The following is a 17,755-nucleotide window of genomic DNA, read 5'->3' as shown; positions in this document are numbered from 1 at the left end:
CGACCGGGCTTTTTTTTGGGGTGAACGTCGTGTCCGAAGGCCGAAGAAAACGGGTCGCACAGATTCGGGAGGCGCTCGACCGGCGCATCCTCCTGATGGATGGCGGCACGGGAACGATGATCCAGCGGCTGGGCCTCGACGAGGCGGCCTATCGCGCGGGCCCGCTCGCGGACCATCCGCAGCCGCTGTTCGGGAACCACGACGTGCTGTGCCTCACCCGTCCCGACGACATCGCGTCCCTCCACCGCAGCTACCTGGAGGCCGGGGCCGATTTCATCACGACGAACACCTTCAACGCCCAGGCCATCTCCCAGGCGGACTACGGCATCTCGCCCGAACACGGCAACGAGCACCTGATCCGTGAACTCAACGTGGCGGCCGCGCGGCTAGCACGCCGGGCCGCCGACGACTTCACGCGCGGAGACCCGACCCGACCCCGCTTCGTACTCGGGTGCCTGGGGCCGACGAACCGGACGGCGTCCCTCTCTCCGGACGTGGAAGACCCCGCCTTCCGCGCCGTCACGTTCGATGAACTGGCCGCCGCGTACCGCCTGCAGGCGGAGGGGCTGGTGGAAGGCGGCGCCGACGTGCTGCTCGTCGAGACGGTGTTCGACACGCTCAACGCGAAGGCTGCGATCTGCGGCATCCTCGAACTCGGCGCGGAGCTTGGCGAAGAGCTCCCCATCGCCGTTTCGGGAACGATCACGGACCTGTCGGGACGCACGCTCTCGGGGCAGACGGTCGAGGCGTTCTGGCTCTCGATCCGTCACGCCGACCCCCTCTTCGTCGGTCTCAACTGTGCGCTCGGAGCCGAGGAACTCGAGCCCTACGTCGCGGAACTCTCCGCCGTGGCCGACGTCCCCGTGGGCTGCCACCCCAACGCGGGCCTCCCGAACGAGTTCGGCGGCTACGACGATACGCCCGCCCATATGTCCGACCTGCTGGGCAATTTCGCGGATCGCGGGCTCCTCAACCTCGTCGGCGGCTGCTGCGGGACGGAGCTGGAACACATCCGGGCGATCGGGGAGCGCGTGAACGGCGTGCCGCCGCGACCCGTGCCCGTGATCGATCCGCTGCCCCGCTTCTCGGGTCTCGAGCCGCTCGCGATCCGGCCCGACACGCTGTTCGTGAACATCGGCGAGCGCACGAACGTCACGGGCTCGGCCCGCTTCGCGCGGCTGATCCGCGAGGACGACTTCGACGAAGCGGTCGAGGTCGCGCGCGACCAGGTGCTGAACGGCGCGCAACTTCTCGACGTGAACATGGACGAGGGCCTCCTGGACTCCGAGGCCGCGATGACGCGCTTCCTGAACCTCATCGCGGCGGAACCCGACATCGCCCGCATCCCGACGGTCATCGACTCCTCGCGCTGGGAGGTCATCGAGGCGGGGCTGAAGTGTACGCAGGGAAGGGCCGTCGTGAACTCGATCTCGCTCAAGGAGGGGGAGGAGGCGTTTCTCGAGCAGGCGAGCCTCATCCGCCGCTACGGGGCCGGCGTCATCGTCATGGCCTTCGACGAACAGGGGCAGGCGGACACGGTGGACCGCAAGCTGGAGATCTGCGCCCGCGCCTACCGCCTCCTGCTCGGCGCCGGGTTCCGCCCGGGGGAGATCATCTTCGATCCCAACGTCTTCGCCGTGGGGACGGGGATCGCGGAACACGACGGGTACGGGGTCGCCTTCATCGAGGCCGTCCGCCGGATCAAGAACGAACTCCCCGGCGCGATGACGAGCGGCGGAATCAGCAACATCTCCTTCTCCTATCGGGGAAACGACGCCGTGCGCGAGGCGATGCACACGGCCTTCCTGTACCACGCGATCGCGGCCGGACTCGACATGGGGATCGTGAACGCGGGACGGCTTCCGCTCTACGACGACATCGACCCGGAACTGCTCGAAGCGGTGGAAGATGTCCTCCTCGCCCGCCGGCCCGACGCGACGGAGCGGCTGACGGATCTCGCGGGCCGGATCCGGGACGAGGGGATCGAGACCCGGGTGGACGACGCCTGGCGTTCGGAGGGCGTCGAGGCGCGGCTCGAGCACGCGCTCGTGGAAGGGATCGTCGAACACATCGAAGAGGACGCCGAGGAGGCCCGTCTCCTGTACGGCAAGGCGCTGGAGGTCATCGAGGGGCCGCTCATGGCGGGGATGAACCGCGTCGGCGACCTGTTCGGGAGCGGCCGCATGTTCCTGCCGCAGGTCGTGAAGTCGGCGCGCGTGATGAAGCGGGCCGTCGCCTTCCTCGTCCCTCACCTGGAGGCGGAGAAGGCGGCACGGGCGACCTCCGCGGCGGGCGGGAACTCGGGTTCCGAAGGGATGATCCGGAAGGGGAAGGGAACGATTCTCCTCGCGACGGTGAAGGGGGACGTCCACGACATCGGGAAGAATATCGTCGGCGTCGTGCTTCAGTGTAACGGCTACGACACCGTGGATCTCGGCGTCATGGTCCCTCCGGACCGCATTCTTGCGGAGGCGAGAGCCCACGGCGCGGACGCGATCGGGCTCAGCGGCCTGATCACGCCGTCGCTGGACGAGATGGTGCGGGTGGCGAGCGAGATGGAACGGCAGGAGTTCGCGGTGCCCCTCCTCATCGGAGGCGCGACGACCTCGCGGAAGCACACCGCCGTCAAGATCGAGGAACGGTACTCGGGGGCGACCGTGCACGTGCTCGACGCCTCGCGGGCCGTCGGGGTCGTGGGCAAGCTCCTGGGCGCCGACGGCGGCGCGGACTTCGTGGAGCGGACCCGCGCCGAGTACCGGCGCGTGCGGGCCGAGTACCGGGAAGGGAGGCGCCCGCTCGCCACGCTCGAGCGAGCCCGCGCGAACCGGCTTTCGGTCGACGCGGCCGTGGAGGTGCCGTTCCCCCGGGAACCCGGCGTACACGTGTACGATCCGTTCCCGCTGGAGGAACTGGTCGAATACATCGACTGGACCCCCTTCTTCCGGACATGGGAGATGAAGGGACGCTTCCCCGCGCTGCTCGATCATCCCGAACGAGGGGCGGCGGCGCGGTCGCTGTACGATGATGCCCGCGGGCTGCTCGACCGGATCGTCGCCGACGAGTCCCTGAAGGCGCGGGCGGTCGCCGGGCTGTATCCGGCCGGCGCGCGGGGGGACGACCTCGTCCTCTTCTCCCCGGAGGGCGGCCGCCGCGAGCTGCTGCGGGTTCCGCACCTCCGGCAGCAGATGGACCGCTCGGCGGGTGCGAACGTCAGCCTGGCCGATTTCGTCCTGCCCGAGATGTCCGGCGCCACCGACTGGAGCGGCGCCTTCGCCGTGACGGCCGGGATCGGCCTCGAGGCGCTCTGCGCCCGCTTCGAGGCGGCGGCGGACGATTACCAGAGCCTCCTCGCGAAGTCGCTCGCCGACCGGCTGGCCGAGGCGCTGGCCGAGCGCCTGCACGAGATCGTGCGGACGGAACTCTGGGGCTACGCCCGGGACGAAGCGCTCGACAACGAGGCGCGGATCGCGGAGCGCTACGTCGGGATCCGTCCGGCCCCCGGTTATCCGGCGTGTCCCGACCACTCGCAGAAAGCGCTCCTCTTCGACCTTCTCGAGGTGGAGCGCCGAATCGGGATCGCCCTCACGGAAAACTACGCCATGCACCCCGCCGCCTCGGTGTCCGGGTGGTACTTCGCGCGGCCGGAGGCCCGGTACTTCGGCCTCGGCCGCATCGGGCGCGACCAGGTGGAGGATTACGCCGCGCGGAGCGGGATCTCGCTCGCCGAGGCGGAGCGCCGCCTTTCGCCGAACCTCGCGTACGACCGGGAGCCGGTTCCGGAGGCGACGGCATGAGCGGCCGGCTGCGGGAGTGGATCGCGGGAGACGGGGTCCGCCTGATCGACGGCGCGATGGGGACGGTGCTCTACGAGAGCGGCGTCTTCGTGAACCAGTGCTACGACGAACTGAACCTCTCGGAGCCCGACCTCGTGCTCGGCGTCCACGCCGACTACGTGCGGGCCGGGGCGCAACTCATCGAGACGAACACCTTCGGCGCGAACCCCGTCAAACTCGAACCGTTCGGCCTCGAGCCGTCCGTGCACGAGATCAACGTGGCGGCGGCGCGCCTGGCCCGGCGGGCGGCCGGAGAGCGCGCCGAAGTGCTCGGGGCGATCGGTCCGCTCGGCATCCGCATCGAACCGTGGGGCCCCACGTCGGTGGATGAGGCGACCGACCTCTTCGGGAGACAGGTCGCCGGGCTCGCGGAAGGCGGCGTCGACGGCTTCATGCTCGAGACGTTCTCCGATCTCGACGAACTGCTGCAGGCCGTGCGGGCGGTGCGGAAGGTTGCGGGGGAGGCGCCGGTCTTCGCCCAGATGACCTTCGGAGACGCGGGCCACACGGAGTACGGCGCCACGATCGAAGCCGCGGCGGCGGCGCTGGAAGGGGCCGGGGCGGACGTCATTGGGCTCAACTGTTCGGTCGGCCCGTCCTCGATGCTGCTCGGCGTGGAGCGGATGGTGGCGGCGACGTCGCGGCCGGTGTCGGCGTCGCCCAACGCGGGGCTGCCACGCGACATCGGGGACCGGAAGATCTACCTCGCGAGTCCGGAATACATGGCCCGCTACGCCCGGCGCATGGTGGAGACGGGGGCCCGCTTCGTGGGCGGGTGCTGCGGCACGTCGCCCGAACACACGCGACTGACGGCGACGCTGCTCGGGACCGACGGCCCCGGACCGGCTCGCGTGACCGTCTCCTCGCCGAGCGAGGCGGGGGATCGCGGGGCGGCGGAGCCGCCGCCGCTCGCGGACCGCTCGGCACTCGGACGCCGTCTCGCGCGCGGCGAGTTCGTCGGGGCGGTGGAGTTGACGCCGCCGCACGGCTGGGATCCGCGCGAGCTGGTGGCGGGAGCCGCCCGGCTCCGCGACGCCGGCGTGCACGCCGTCCACGTCGTCGACGGCCCCGCCCACCGGAGCCGCATCGCCTCGCTGCCCGCCGCGATCGTCATCGAGCGCGAACTCGGCATGGAGACGGTCCCGCACTACAGCTGCCGCGACCGCAACATGCTCGGCATGCTGAGCGACCTCCTCGGCGCCGCCGCGGCCGGCCTCCGCAACGTCTTTCTCATCACCGGCGACCCACCGCGCGGAGGCCCCTACGACACGGGCGGCGTGTACGACATCGACAGCATAGGACTCACGAACATCGTCCGGCAGCTCAACCTCGGCCTCGATCCGGGAGGGAGTTCGATCGGCGCCCCGACCTCGTTCGTGAAGGGGGTCGCCGTGAATCCCGGCGCCGTCGACCCGGAGGAAGAGATCCGGCGCTTTGCCTGGAAGGCCGAGGCGGGCGCGGACTTCGCCGTCACGCAGCCCATCTTCGACCCGGAGACGTTCCTCGCCTTCGTACGCGAGATCGAGGGCTTCGGCGTGCCGCTTCTCGTGGGTCTCTGGCCCCCGCTGTCGCTGGAGAACGCGGAGTTCCTGGCGCACGAGGTGCCGGGCGTCGACGTGCCGCCCGGGGTGCTGGAGCGAATGGCGCGAGCCCGGGATCGCGGGGCCGAGGCGGCCGCGCGCGCAGGTGTCGACGTGGCTCGCGAGGTGCTGGATGCGATCCGGCCCCATGTGGCGGGCGCACTCGTCAGCACGCCTGGAAACGAGGTTGATCGGGCCGCCGCAGTGCTCGCGGAACTCTAGTGTGGTGTCTCGGAAATGTGGCACCCTCCTTCCACATGCCGCATGTTTTCTATTCGTAAGGTGGGCCTTTCCGCTGCCTCCCTCTGGAAGCAGCGACAAACTCCATATGAGAGCAGGAACGATCATGCGATATTCGGGATCAAGCCGGCGGCGGATCTTCGCGGCCGGGACCTTCCTCGCCGCGGCGATGCTCGCCGGGGCTTCGACCCTTTCCGCGCAGGATTCGCGCGGGCTCTACCTTTCGACGGACGTGGGGTTCGCCCAGGGCGCCGGTACCGAGGCGGCGCTGTCCGGGCCCAACAGCCCCACCCGTTGCGACCGGCTGCTCTACCCCAGCCTCGCCGACGCGCCCCGGGATGCGGGCTGCCTCGCGGGCACCGAACTGGGCGGCCTGTACTCGTACGACCCGGAGTTGGGACTGACCGGCAGCCTCGCCGTCGGATACGCGCTGGGGCCGCTCAACATCGAGGTGGAAGCGCTCCAGCGGCACCAGGTCATCCATAACACCCTCCTGACGCTGGGCACGCAGGCGGGAGCCGCGATCACGGGCAAGGAGACGGAATGGAGCCCGGCGCGGCCGCCGTGGGGCGACATCTCCGAGTTCCGGGGGCGGCAGTTCTTCGCCAATCTCACCTGGTCGCTGCCGACGGGGAGCCGCCTGACGCCCTATGTCGGGGTGGGCGGCGGACTCTCCCAGGTTGCCTATCGCTATTACCTCGGCTTTGCCCGCAAGTCGATCGCGGAGGGCTATCTGGAGGTCTTCGGGGGGTCGCGCGCCGATCCCGGCGCCTCGCCCGACTGGCAGCGCGCCGCGGCGGGAACGGTCAGCGAGCTGGCGACGGATGTGTCCGAGATCGGACTGGGGTTCCAGCTTCTGGCCGGCGCCGATTACGCGCTCTCCGACCAGGTCTCCATCGGTCTGAGAGGCCGCTGGATGCAGACGCCCGACGTGAGCGTGGACGACGCGCAGTGGACGACGATCCGCAGCCACGCCCCGGTACATGCGGATGGGGTCTCACCGTTCATCTCCACGCTGGACTTCTCTCGCCTGGGATACTGGGCGGTGAGCGCCAACATGAAATATCGGCTCTAGCGCGGTGAATCGCGCGCCCCTCCGGCGCGTCGCGGCGGACGTCCGAAGGGGTCGCGGGGGGGCGCGTGGCGAGGCGGACGCCGCGATCCGTCGCCACGAGGCCAGCGATCTGAACGCGTACATCGCGTTCGACGCCGGGGCGCTGCGGCGGCAGGCCGACGCCATCGACGCCGCCGCCGGCCGCGGCGATGATCCGGGCCCCCTCGCCGGCGTCACGGTGTCCGTCAAGGATCTGTATGCCCTCGACGGATACCCGCTGTACGCCGGTACGAAGCGGGCGCTCCCCGCCTGGCCCGAAGGTTTCCTCGTGGCGTCGCTGCGCCGGCTGGGCGCCATCTTCGCCGGCAAGACGCACACCGTCGAGTTCGCCTTCGGCGGTGTCGGGCTGAACCCCAACACGGGGACGCCCGTGAACCCGTGGGATCCGGTCGAGCACCGGGCCCCGGGAGGGTCGTCCGCGGGCGCGGGGGTGAGTCTGTGGGAAGGTTCGGCCCGGATCGCCCTCGGCACGGACACGGGGGGCTCGATCCGCATCCCCGCGTCGGCGACCGGGGTCGTGGGCCTCCGACCCACCACCGGCCGCTGGCCGACGACCGGCGTCGTCCCCCTCAGCCCATCGCTCGACACGGTGGGGATGCTCGCCCACACCGTGGAGGACCTGCGCTACGCCTTCCGCGCCATCGACTCGCTCGCGCGCACCGGCGACGCGCCGGCCGACCCGGTCCCGGAAGGGGTTTCGGGGCTGAGGATCGGGGTTCCCGCTTCCCGTCTGTGGGCGGATGCGGACTCTGCGATCGCGGCCGTGGTCGAGGGTGCGCTGGAAGAGCTGCGCGCCGCCGGCGCGGACGTGCTCGACATCGAGGCTCCCGAGCTGGACGAGGCGGCGGAACGCTACCTCACCGGACCCATCGTCCAACCCGAGTTCGTGGAGTTCCTCCAACGCGAGTTGCCCGACTGGATCCCACTTCTGGATCCGATCATCGGCACGCGGCTGGAAGCGGCGGGCGGGGTGCCGGCGCTCGAGTATATCGCCGCTCACCAGCACCGCCGCCGGCTCTCGGCCGACCTTCACGACCGGCTCGATGCGGAACGGATCGATCTCCTCGCCGCGCCCACGCTCCCGATCTCGCCGCCGCCGCTCGCGACTCTCGCGCGGCTCGATGCCTACCGGAAGGCCAACCGCGCCATGCTCTCCGGCACGTGCCCCGCCAGCATGCTCGACATGTGCGCGATCTCGCTTCCCGCCGGGCTGGACGGAGAAGGCATGCCCGTCGGCCTGCAGCTGATGGGACCCTCCGGCACGGATCTCGAACTCCTCGCTCGGGCCGCCGCCGTGGAGCGCGTCCTCGGGACGAACCTGACGCGACTGGGGATGCCGCCGAGGGTCGCCCGATAACGAGCCGGGTTTCTCAGGCTTCCGGCGTCGCCGCCTTCGGGTAGGATCCCAGGATCTTGAAGGACGACGCACGCTCCCTGATTCCGTCCAGCGCTTGCGCTACGAACCGGTCCGTACGGTGCCCTTCGAAATCGATGAGGAAGATGTACCGTCCGAGGCTGCTCTTCGCGGGGCGCGATTCGATCTTCAACATGTTGATCCGCCGCTCCGCCAGCTCGCCGAGCGACAGGTAGAGCGTGCCCGGACCGTCGGCTTCGAAGTCGAAGCAGATCGAGGTCTTGTCCTTCCCCGTCGGCTCGTGATCCTCGGGCGCCAGCACGACGAACCGGGTGCGGTTCCCCGGGATGTCCTCGATGTGGCCTTCGCGCACGAAGGCGCGGAGAACCTCGGCCGCCCGCATGCTCGATATGGCCGCCGCCCCCCGCCCGTGGATCTGCATGTCCTGCACGGCCCGCACGGTGCTCAGCGAGGCGATGGCTTCCGCCCTCGGAAGCCGGCGCGCCAGATATTCCCGGCACTGGGCGAGCGCCTGCGGGTGGGAGTAGACGACCCTTATCTTGTCGAAATCGACGCCGCCCTCGGTCAGCAGGCAGTGGTGGATCGGAAGGACGACCTCACGCCGGATCCGGAGGTCGGTGTGGTGGACGAGGAGGTCGGTCGTCAGGGTGACGGGGCCTTCCGTACTGTTCTCCAGCGGGACGATCGCCTCGTCGATGTCCCCCACCTCCGCCGCCTGCACGACGCTCGCGATGTCCCCGAACGGCACGTGCCGCGCCATCGGATCGTACGTCATCGCCGCCTGCTGGCTGAAGGTTCCGGGAGGCCCGAGGTAGCCGACCTTCGCCCGTCCGCGCCCGACTCCCCAAGCCGCCTCCGCAAGCTTCCGCGCACTGCCGCGCATCGCGTTCATCCGGCAAGATACGTCGGTCGCGGGGTTGTCGTGACCCCGGCGCCCCTTCGATCGTCTATGTGGAGACGAGGGGAACGGAAAAGGTGCGTCCCGTCAGGGGCGCATGACTCGAACCGCAGGGGAAGGGGCACCGCAAAATGAGCCGCACCGCCACGATGAGCCGCCTTATCGCAACGATCGTTGCCGTCTCTCTGTCCACCGGCTGTGCAACCCACCACGCGGTTGTGAAGACCGGTATCGACCCCGGGCTGCGGAAGGTCGAAGACAAGTGGGCGGACAGTTACGTGGGCGGACTCGTGGCGCCCGACCATGTGGAGGTCGGCGAGAGGTGCGGCGAGGGCGGCGTGGCGATGGTCGAAACACGGATCTCCTTCTTGAACCAGCTCGTTTCGACGCTCACGCTCGGCATCTACTCACCCATGGAAATCATCGTGACGTGCGGGGGCACCGAAGAGACGCCCGCCGACGAGACGTCTGCCGAAGAGACATCCGCCAAAGAGACGTCTGCCGAAGAGACATCCGCCGAAGAGACGTCCGAGACCCCGAAGAAACCCTCCGGCGGTTCCGACGGAGGTTGAGGGGCCGCCTTCCGCCGTCCCTCCAGCGGTGTATCTTCGGCGGACGATCAGCCGTCATCGTCGACTACGCCCGGAGCCACGCCATGAACCGCATCGCGCGTCTGTTCTCTTCGCTGCTGGCACTTTCGCTGTTCGTACCGTTCACCGGTCCCGGCCACTCGAGCCCGCTCGCGGCGCAGGAAGTCGCCCCCGGCGCGATCACGCTCGATTCCGCGTTTCTGGCGGGATACCGCTGGCGGAATCTCGGTCCCGACCGGGGCGGGCGTTCCATCGCCACGAGCGGCGTCGTCGGGCGGCCGCAGGAGGCGTATTTCGGCGCCACCGGCGGGGGACTGTGGAAGACGACCGACGGGGGCGAGAACTGGTTCCCGGTCACCGATTTCAAGATCTCATCGGCTTCGATCGGGGCGGTCGCCGTCTCCGAGACCGAGCCGGATCTCATCTTCATCGGCACGGGGGAGACCTGCATCCGCGGCAACATCATGCCGGGCGACGGCGTGTACCGGAGCCGGGACGCGGGTGAGACGTGGGAACACGTCGGGTTCTCCGAATCCGACGCCATCGCAAACATCCGGATCCATCCCACGGATCCGAACATCGTCTACGTCGCGTCGTTCGGAAAATACAGCGTGCCGAGTGAAGAGCGCGGCCTCTTCCGGAGCACCGATGGCGGCGACACCTGGGAGCGCATCCTCTTTCGCGATGAGCGCACGGGTGCGGTCGACATCGCGATCGACCGGAACAACCCCGACGTGATCTACGTGGCGCTGTGGGAGGCCTTCCGCAAGGAATACACGATGTCCTCCGGCGGCCCCGGAAGCGGGATGTTCAAGAGCACCGATGGGGGCGACACGTGGACGGAGATCACCCGGAACCCCGGCATGCCGGAGTCCGGAGTCGTGGGGAAGATCGGGCTGGCGGTCTCGAGCGCGAATTCGGGGCGCGTGTACGCCCTGTTCGAGCACGCGGACGGAGGGCTGTTCCGTAGCGACGACGGCGGCGACACATGGGAACTGGTCAACGACGAGCGCCGCATCCGGCAGCGGGCCTTCTACTACACGCACGTGTTCGCCGACCACCACGATCCCGACGTCGTGTACGTGCAGAACACGTCGTTCTTCCGCTCGACGGATGGCGGCAATACGTACGAGGTCATCAACAACGGCACGCACGGGGACTTCCACGACCTCTGGATCAGCCCGGAGGACCCCGCGCACCTCGTCGTGGCGAACGACGGGGGCGGGGCGGTCAGCTTCGAGACGGGCCAGCGCTGGACGGACCAGGAGTTTTCGACGGCCCAGTTCTATCACGGCGTGACGACGGCCCACGTGCCCTTCCACGTCTGCGGTTCGCAGCAGGACAACTCGACGCTCTGCCTGCCATCCGCCTGGAACGCGAACCGCTTCGGCTTCGGCGAGGCGCCGGGCTTCGGCGGCGGGGAGCCCCGCAGCGTCACCGAAGGATCGATGAACGTCGCGTACCGGGCAGGCGGCGGGGAACCCGGCTACATCGCGCCGGACCCGAAGGATCTCGACGTCTTCTTCTCGGGGACGAACAACGGGCGGTACATCGACCGCTTCAACCGGCGCCTCGGCACGTCGCGCGAGGTGAATCCCTATCCCTGGTTCTACTCGGGCGAACCGGCGAGCGAGATGGTGGAACGCTGGCAGTGGACGTTCCCCATCATCTTCTCCTCCCTCGACCCGAACGTCCTCTACGCGTCGTCGAACCGGCTCTGGAAGACGACGAACGGGGGTGACGACTGGGAGGCGATCAGCGGCGACCTCACGCGCGCCGACCCGATGACGCTGGGCCATTCCGGCGGACCGATCACCGGCGACATGAACGGGCCCGAAGTCTACGCCACGATCTTCTCGGTCGGACCGGGCAAGGTGGACATCGGCGTGATCTGGACGGGGTCGGACGACGGCCTCGTGCACGTGACGCGAGACGGCGGCGAGACGTGGACGGACGTGACGCCGCCGGACATGCCGGACTTCGGCCGCGTGAGCCAGATCGACGCGTCGGCGTTCGAGGCGGGCCGCGCGTATATCTCCGTCCGGAAGCCGCTCCTGAACGACTTCTCGCCCTACATCTGGAAGACGGACGACTACGGGGCCACGTGGACGAAGATCGTGGACGGGATCCGCGACGACGCCTACGTGCACGCCGTCCGCGAGGACCCGAACCGGGAAGGGTTGCTGTACGCCGGGACGCAGCACGGCATGTACGTGTCGTACGACGACGGGGCGAACTGGCAGGGGTTGAACCCCGGGTTCCCGGACCTGCCGGTCTCGGACGTGATCGTGGAGCACAACGAACTGGCGATCGCGAGCCACGGCCGCGGGTTCTGGGTGCTCGACAACCTGGCGCCGCTGCGGCAGGCTCGCCCCGGGCTGACGGAGGAGGCGGTCGCGCTCTTCGATCCGGCCACCGCGTACCGCTCTGCCAACGGCGTGACGCTCTCGTGGTGGTTCCGGGAGGCGCCGCAGGAGGCCCAGCTCGAGATTCTCGACGCGTCGGGCACCGTCTTGCGGACCTATGAACCGGCCCCGCCCCCGGATCCGGCGACGGAGGACGCGGCGGCGGAGGAGGGCGAGGAGGCGGCACCCCCGGCCCGCGACCGCTGGGCCGGACCCGCGATGCCGGCCGAAGCGGGGCTCAACATGCTGCAGTGGGATCTTCGAACCGCGCCCGCCGCGACCTTCCCCGGCATGATCCTGTGGGGCGTGCGCACGATGTCGCCCGCCGTGCCGCCGGGGACGTACACGGTGCGGCTGACCGCGGATGGCGAGGTGCGAACGACGGAGGTCGCGGTCGCCCGGCATCCCTGGATCGAAGATGTGACGGACGAGGACCTGGAGGAGCAGTTCGAGTTCGGGATGCGGATCCGGGCGCGGGTGCACGAGGCCAACTCGGCCGTGATCGCCATCCGGCGCGTGAAGTCGCAGCTGGACGACCGACTCGAAGCGTCGGACGACGCCGCGCTCGCGGAAGCCTCGGACGCGCTGCGGACGGCCGCTTCCGCGGTGGAGGGCGACATCTACCAGGTGCGGAACCGCAGCAACCAGGATCCGCTGAACTTCCCGATCCGGGTGAACAACCGGCTCGCGAACCTGCTCTCGATGTCGGAGCGCGGGGATGGCCGGCCCGGGAGCGGGATGTACGAGGTGTTCGAGATCATGGTGGCCGAACTAGAGGGCTACACGACCCGCCTCGAGGAGGTCTGGCGGGTGGAGCTGGCGGCGGTGAACCGCGAACTCGAGCGGCTGGGGCTGGCGCCGGTGGACCCGGCGGACGAGTCGGTCGAACTCGTCTCCTGAACGGCGGAAGGCCCGGGGGTCACGTTCCGGCGTGGAACGTCCTCCCGGGCCTCCGTTCAAGCCTTCCGGGGCCGGTCGTTCAGCCGGCTTCCGGGAGCTGGTTCACGAACTCGACCATGCGTTGCTGCTGATCGTCGTCGGGGAGTCGGCCCATCCCGCCGCCGAGGTTGTCCACCATGTGTTCCGCCCGGCTCGTCGCGGGCGTCACCACGGTCACGGCGGGGTGCGCGGCCGCGAACTTGATGAAGAACTGGGCCCACGAGTGGGCGTCGAACTCGCTCGCCCACTCCGGCACCTCGCGGTCTCCCACGCGCGACCAGAGCCGGGAGCGTCCGAACGGCACGTAAACCAGCACGCCGATCCTCCGCTCCGCCGCGAGCGGCAGGATTTCCTCGGCCGCGCTCACGTTGTCGACCGCGTAGTCGATGCCGATGAAGTCGAGGGGATAGTCCTGCATGGCCTGAATGAGCGCAGGGTACTGCCGCTTGCTCGTGGAGGTGATGCCAATGTAGCGGACGCGTCCGGCCGCCTTCAGCTCCTCGAGGATCCCCACCTGTACCGGCGGATCGCCCAGATTATGGACCTGGATGCAGTCGATGACGGGGACGCCGAAGTACTCGAACGAGCGTTCGATCTGGGCCCGCGCCGCCTCCGGATCCGCGGATCCGCCACCGCGCCGGGCCACGTTGACCTTCGTCGCCCAGAAGACGCGATCGGAGATCCCGAGTCTCTGGCAGATGTCGCCTGCGACCTCCTCGGAGGAGCCGTAGCTGGGAGCCGTGTCGAAAACCGACCCGCCGCCGTCGACCAGCGCCTGCATGACTTCTTCGAGCTGCGTCACGTCGTCGCCGCGGGCCACGCGCTGGAAGGTCGCGGAACTGCCCAGGCCGACGATCGGCAACTCCTCGCCGGTGGAGGGGACGGGTCGCGTGATCATCTCCTGGCTCGCGAACGCGCGCAGGATGCGGGGGTTCAGGGAGAGGGCCGCGCCCGCGGCGGCCGTGGAGCGGATCCAGTCGCGTCGAGTGAACATCTTCGGATCTTCCTCGTGCTGGGGTTGTGGCCGAGGCATCAAGCGTGCCCATAAACAGCGTCGACGGTCGGGTAACACTTCACGCCGCCCAACCGCTGTGCCGGCTCCGGGCGCCGGCTTGACGAACGATTTGACCATGGTCATGACCATGGTTCTATTGAAGGCGCGTTGAAGGCGTCGGACAGCTTCGGAGCGGACGGATGGAAGCAGATCACGAGGGGCCCGCGGGCGTCCCGCGGACCATCAAGGCATCGGAGTTCAAAGCGAAGTGTCTGAAGCTCATGGATGAAGTCGCCGAGACCGGCGAAGAGATCGTGATCACGAAGCACGGCCGCCCCGTCTCGAAGCTCGTCCCCTGCGACGAGACACCGGAGTCCTGGTTCGGGCGAGATCGCGACATCATCCGGATCCGGGGCGATATCGTGGGGCCGATGCCCCGGGAGTGGTGGGACGACGGGGACGACGGGGACGACCTCTTTTGATCCTGCTCGACACGCACGTCCTCCTATGGCTCAGAAGTGGAGATCGTCGTCTCGGGCGGCGGGCGCGGCGTACGATCGAGCGTGCGTTACCGCGGAGACACGCCGCAGTCTCGGCCATCTCCTTCTGGGAGGTTGCCATGCGCCTCCACGGGGGGCGGTTCGATCTTTTTGCGGACCCGGAGGCGTGGCGTCGCGACCTTCTCGCCCAGGGACTCGTCGAACTCCCGGTGAACGGTCTCATCGGCGTGCGGGCAGGGCTGCTTCCCGGCCTGCGCGGCGATCCGGCCGATCGGCTGATCGTCGCGACGGCTCTCGAAGGACACCAACTGTTGACGGCGGACTCGCAGATCCTCGAGTGGCCCGGCAAGCTGAACCGGATCGACGCCTCGGAGTAGGGCCCTGGCAGAGGAATCTCGTATCTCGGGAGAGGTCAACCCTCCCCGGTTTCGATGGCGGCGACCTCGGCCATGATGCGGTCGAACCGGGTGGCGGCGGTATTCGGGGCGAGGTTGCACAGGTAGGCGTGCGCCGCCCCCAGGCGCCGGAGGGCGACGATCGTCTCCGCACAGTGCCGCTCCGGCGTGACTCCCGCTTCGAAGGCCGAAGCCACCGCTTCAACCGGTACCGGGAAAAAGCGGGATAGCCGTTCCAATACCTTCCGGCGGCCGTTCCGGTAGTAGAAGACGCCGAACGAGCCCGGCATCTCGAGACCCTCGCGCTCCGCGCCTTCCAGCCAGCGCTCCGCCCGCGCCAGATCGTGGTGCGAAACGACCTGCGTGAGGTAGTAGTCCGCCTCGAACTCCGGGGCCGTCGCGAAACCGATCTGCTCGGCGACCGGGCGGTGGAGGTTGACCCAGCCGCCGAGCGACAGCCCCTTCGCCCGTTCCCGAAGCCGGTGTCGAAGCATGTAGCCGTGGGGCACGCACCGGTCGGCTCCGCGCACTCGGTCGCCCCCCGTCACGGTGAGACTCTCGACGCCGCGCGCCCGCGCCCGGTCGCCGTAGCGCAGGCAGTAGTCGAGCGGGTGGAGACACGTCAGGAACGGAACGACCCGCCACGGTTCGACCTCGTTCGCGAGGTTGGCCGTCAGGTGCTGGAGATTTTCCTCCTCCTCCTCGCCCACGGCGCCGTCCGTGAGCATGAGAAACGCGTCGCGCGCCGCGAGACCCCGAATGGCATGGGAGAGGTCGATCCACATGTCCATCGCGCCGCCGCGGCTTAGCCCGCTTCGAGGCGGCCGCAGTTCGACCGTCATCGTCGGCTCGTGTCCCCGCAATCGCTGGACGAAGCGGCTCCCCGACGGCGTTTCCGGATCGACTGGCGGTTCGTTCACGACGGAAGATCCTGCCTTGCGCGCAGGTGGTTCCAGCTTCGGATCGGTTCACGGACCGGGAGAGGATGCGCATCCCGAGCCCCGTTGCAAAGCGGCGGCGGCCGCGTTCCGTTTCGGGCGGGGTCCCGCGGGTGACGGCAACGCGGGCCGGCCCCGTGTGGCACTGCGGCGACACTTGGCGGAGAAACCGCGTGACGAAAGACGTTCTCGTGAGCGACGAGCAATTGGCGGAGGAGATCCTCACTCTCCTCTCGCGTACCCCGGGGACGGTGCGCGTGCTGCTCGAGGACCTGCCGGCCGGTCTCCTGCACGCGGATGAGGGGGAGGGGACGTTCAGCCCCTTCAGCGTGCTGGGACATCTCATTCAGGGCGAGATCGACGACTGGATTCCGCGGGCGCGGTGGATTCTCGAACACGGCCGCGAGCGGGCGTTTCCGCCCTTCGACCGCTTCGCGCACGTCGAGCGAACCCGGGGCCGCTCGCTCGATGAACTGCTCACCGAGTTCGAGACCCTGCGCCAGACCGGACTCGCGGCGCTGCGGGAGGTGGTGGAAGGCGACGTCGATCTGGACGCGGACGGACTTCACCCGGAGTTGGGCGAGGTCACGCTCCGGCAACTGCTCACCACCTGGGCCGTACACGACCTCAACCATATCGCCCAGATCGTGCGCGTCGTCGCGCACCGGTTCGAGGACGAGGTCGGGCCCTGGAAGGCCTATCTCCCCATTCTGGGCCACGACGGGTAGCGGCGGCAGGCTCGCGCCGCTACCGGCAGCGGGTTCGCGCCGCTAGCGGCGGACTCCGGCGTGAACGGCCGCCTAGATGTTCGGGCGCCGTCGCTCCGCCTCGGCCGCGCGGACGGCCGCGGCGAGGGACTCCGTGTAGGGCGGGCGATGGATACCGCGCTCGGTGACGATGCCGGTCACGAGTTCTGCCGGCGTGATGTCGAACGCCGGGCTGTAGACGCCGGCGGCCTCCGGGGCGAGGAGGGGACCGAAACCGCGGCGGACCTCATCGGGGTCCCGGTGCTCGATCGGGATGTCCCCGCCGGTGGGCGTGCCGAGGTCGACGGTGGAGGTCGGTGCGAGAACGTAGAACGGAACCCCGTGGCGGTGGGCGAGCACGGCCAGGGGGTAGGTGCCGATCTTGTTCGCCACGTCGCCGTTGGCCGCGATGCGGTCGGAGCCCACGAAGGCGATATCCGGCGGATCCGTGGCGAAGAGTGATCCGGCCATGTTGTCGGCCAGCACGGTGACCTCGATCCCGGCGCGGGAAAGCTCCCATGCCGTGAGACGGCTCCCCTGGAGGAGTGGGCGGGTCTCGTCGGCGAAGACGCGGACCCGGCGACCGGCCTCGGCCGCGACGTAGACCGGAGCGAGGGCCGTCCCGATGCCGCCCGTGGCGAGGGACCCCGCGTTGCAGTGCGTGATCACGGCTTCGCCGCCCGCAAGCAGCGCCGACGCGTGCTCGCCGATCGCGCGGCACATGCGGCGATCCTCCTCGTGGATGGCGTCGGCCTCCGCCGCCAGCGCCGCCGCCAGCTCTCCCGCAGCCCCGGCCGCGGCATCGAGGCAGGCTCGCAGGCGACGGACCGCCCATGCGAGGTTGACCGCCGTCGGCCGCGCGTTCGCGAGCCGCTCGGCCCAGTCGGCGAACCGGGCCCGAAGTTCCTCGGCCGGAACCCCTTCGGCGGCGGACTGCCGCGCCAGAGCGGCGAGACCGATCGCGGCCGTGATCCCGATGAGCGGCGCGCCCCGCACGCGCAGGCTCCGGATCGCCTCGATGAAGTCTTCGAGGGTCGAAAGTTCCGTCTCCTCGTGGACGCCGGGAAGGAGCGTCTGGTCGAGGATGAGCGCGCTTCGGCCCCCGGGGGCCCAGCGGATCGTTTCCGGAACCGACAGCTCGCGATCGTTCATGCCGCGCAACCTATCCGGCGGCGGGAAAGGCGCTACCTTGAACGGCCACGGGACGT

The 17,755-nt window shown here is 69.4% G+C and carries 13 protein-coding genes; 9 read left to right on the top strand and 4 right to left on the bottom strand.

What is annotated here, in order from left to right; all coding sequences use genetic code 11:
- Window positions 1-95 precede the first annotated feature (95 nt).
- From metH to ACQY5G_RS13805, 4 genes are all read left to right on the top strand, one after another.
- The gene (gene metH / locus ACQY5G_RS13820; RefSeq protein ID WP_428278706.1) at window positions 96-3,794 is read left to right on the top strand and encodes a methionine synthase; all 3,699 of its coding nucleotides are present in this window, start codon (window positions 96-98) and stop codon (window positions 3,792-3,794) included.
- Window positions 3,791-5,635: a bifunctional homocysteine S-methyltransferase/methylenetetrahydrofolate reductase gene (locus tag ACQY5G_RS13815; RefSeq protein WP_428274886.1), complete on the top strand. Its 1,845-nt coding sequence runs from the start codon at window positions 3,791-3,793 to the stop codon at window positions 5,633-5,635. The genes metH and ACQY5G_RS13815 overlap by 4 nt, the downstream gene beginning before the upstream one ends.
- A gap of 124 nt (window positions 5,636-5,759) precedes the next feature.
- On the top strand, window positions 5,760-6,728 hold the full coding sequence (locus ACQY5G_RS13810) for a hypothetical protein (RefSeq protein ID WP_428274884.1): 969 nt from the start codon (window positions 5,760-5,762) through the stop codon (window positions 6,726-6,728).
- 4 nt (window positions 6,729-6,732) lie between these two features.
- Window positions 6,733-8,124: an amidase gene (locus ACQY5G_RS13805; protein ID WP_428274882.1), complete on the top strand. Its 1,392-nt coding sequence runs from the start codon at window positions 6,733-6,735 to the stop codon at window positions 8,122-8,124.
- A gap of 13 nt (window positions 8,125-8,137) precedes the next feature.
- On the opposite strand, the gene pheA is transcribed toward ACQY5G_RS13805, so the two are convergent.
- Window positions 8,138-9,025 (bottom strand): prephenate dehydratase, encoded by an 888-nt coding sequence (gene pheA, locus ACQY5G_RS13800; protein ID WP_428274880.1) that lies wholly within the window; start codon window positions 9,023-9,025, stop codon window positions 8,138-8,140.
- A 146-nt stretch (window positions 9,026-9,171) separates the two neighbouring features.
- Between pheA and ACQY5G_RS13795 the strand changes: the two genes are divergently transcribed.
- Window positions 9,172-9,612, top strand: coding sequence for a Bor/Iss family lipoprotein (locus tag ACQY5G_RS13795; RefSeq protein ID WP_428274878.1), 441 nt, complete (start codon window positions 9,172-9,174; stop codon window positions 9,610-9,612).
- Between the two features lie 83 nt (window positions 9,613-9,695).
- On the top strand, window positions 9,696-12,935 hold the full coding sequence (locus ACQY5G_RS13790) for a WD40/YVTN/BNR-like repeat-containing protein (RefSeq protein ID WP_428274876.1): 3,240 nt from the start codon (window positions 9,696-9,698) through the stop codon (window positions 12,933-12,935).
- Window positions 12,936-13,014: 79 nt separating this feature from the next.
- Here the strand turns inward: ACQY5G_RS13790 and ACQY5G_RS13785 are convergent, their stop codons facing one another.
- The gene (locus tag ACQY5G_RS13785) at window positions 13,015-13,968 is read right to left on the bottom strand and encodes an aldo/keto reductase (protein WP_428274874.1); all 954 of its coding nucleotides are present in this window, start codon (window positions 13,966-13,968) and stop codon (window positions 13,015-13,017) included.
- Between the two features lie 200 nt (window positions 13,969-14,168).
- Here ACQY5G_RS13785 and ACQY5G_RS13780 point away from each other — a divergent pair, with 200 nt between their 5' ends.
- The gene (locus ACQY5G_RS13780; protein WP_428274872.1) at window positions 14,169-14,450 is read left to right on the top strand and encodes a type II toxin-antitoxin system Phd/YefM family antitoxin; all 282 of its coding nucleotides are present in this window, start codon (window positions 14,169-14,171) and stop codon (window positions 14,448-14,450) included.
- Window positions 14,411-14,845: a type II toxin-antitoxin system VapC family toxin gene (locus ACQY5G_RS13775; protein ID WP_428274871.1), complete on the top strand. Its 435-nt coding sequence runs from the start codon at window positions 14,411-14,413 to the stop codon at window positions 14,843-14,845. The genes ACQY5G_RS13780 and ACQY5G_RS13775 overlap by 40 nt, the downstream gene beginning before the upstream one ends.
- Before the next feature lie 35 nt (window positions 14,846-14,880).
- Here the strand turns inward: ACQY5G_RS13775 and ACQY5G_RS13770 are convergent, their stop codons facing one another.
- Complete coding sequence (locus tag ACQY5G_RS13770; protein WP_428274869.1) at window positions 14,881-15,783, bottom strand: hypothetical protein; 903 nt, start codon at window positions 15,781-15,783, stop codon at window positions 14,881-14,883.
- A gap of 191 nt (window positions 15,784-15,974) precedes the next feature.
- Between ACQY5G_RS13770 and ACQY5G_RS13765 the strand changes: the two genes are divergently transcribed.
- Entirely contained in the window at window positions 15,975-16,529 is a 555-nt protein-coding gene (locus ACQY5G_RS13765) for a DinB family protein (protein ID WP_428274867.1), read from the top strand.
- A gap of 72 nt (window positions 16,530-16,601) precedes the next feature.
- Here ACQY5G_RS13765 and mtnA read toward each other — a convergent pair whose 3' ends face one another.
- Entirely contained in the window at window positions 16,602-17,699 is a 1,098-nt protein-coding gene (gene mtnA / locus ACQY5G_RS13760) for an S-methyl-5-thioribose-1-phosphate isomerase (RefSeq protein ID WP_428274865.1), read from the bottom strand.
- Between the last annotated feature and the right edge of the window lie 56 nt (window positions 17,700-17,755).

This window comes from Candidatus Palauibacter sp., from assembly GCF_965261555.1.
Classification (GTDB): Bacteria; Gemmatimonadota; Gemmatimonadetes; order Palauibacterales; family Palauibacteraceae; genus Palauibacter.
This window is presented reverse-complemented; position numbering and strand designations above follow the sequence as displayed.